Source organism: Neisseria sp. HMSC068C04 (assembly GCF_001810105.1).
Classification (GTDB): domain Bacteria; phylum Pseudomonadota; class Gammaproteobacteria; order Burkholderiales; family Neisseriaceae; genus Neisseria; species Neisseria flavescens_B.
The window spans coordinates 1-365 of record NZ_KV799915.1; the positions used below are offsets into that span (position 1 = coordinate 1).

Sequence of the window (365 nt, forward strand, 5' to 3'; positions counted from 1 at the left end):
TTTTAACTTGTCTTACATTGTCATAAATGGGTTTACTTTCAGGTTTTTCGGCAAGAGTAGGTACAAAATCATCAGGCTTTAAACTACTAGTCGTAGTCGGTTGAGGCGGTGTACTACTTTCTGACGTTGTAGCTTCATCCGTTGTATCTGTTTGAGTCAATGCCGCTGTCTGTTGTTTTTCCTCTTGGTTAAATCGTTTACTCATTCCATTAATGGTATAAACGGCAAAACCAATTAATAAAGGTAAAAACAATGCTACGAATATAAGACTTTTGGGGATACGTCTTTTAGGCTTAGTATGCACCTCGGCGGATTTATACATACCAAAAGACTGAGACCTTTGCAATAACATAGGTTACTAAAAT

The 365-nt window shown here is 37.0% G+C and carries 1 pseudogene; it reads right to left on the minus strand.

Features of this window, described 5'->3' with window-relative positions:
- Positions 1-322, minus strand: a pseudogene (locus HMPREF2700_RS02190) (hypothetical protein); the annotation flags it as partial.
- Between the last annotated feature and the right edge of the window lie 43 nt (positions 323-365).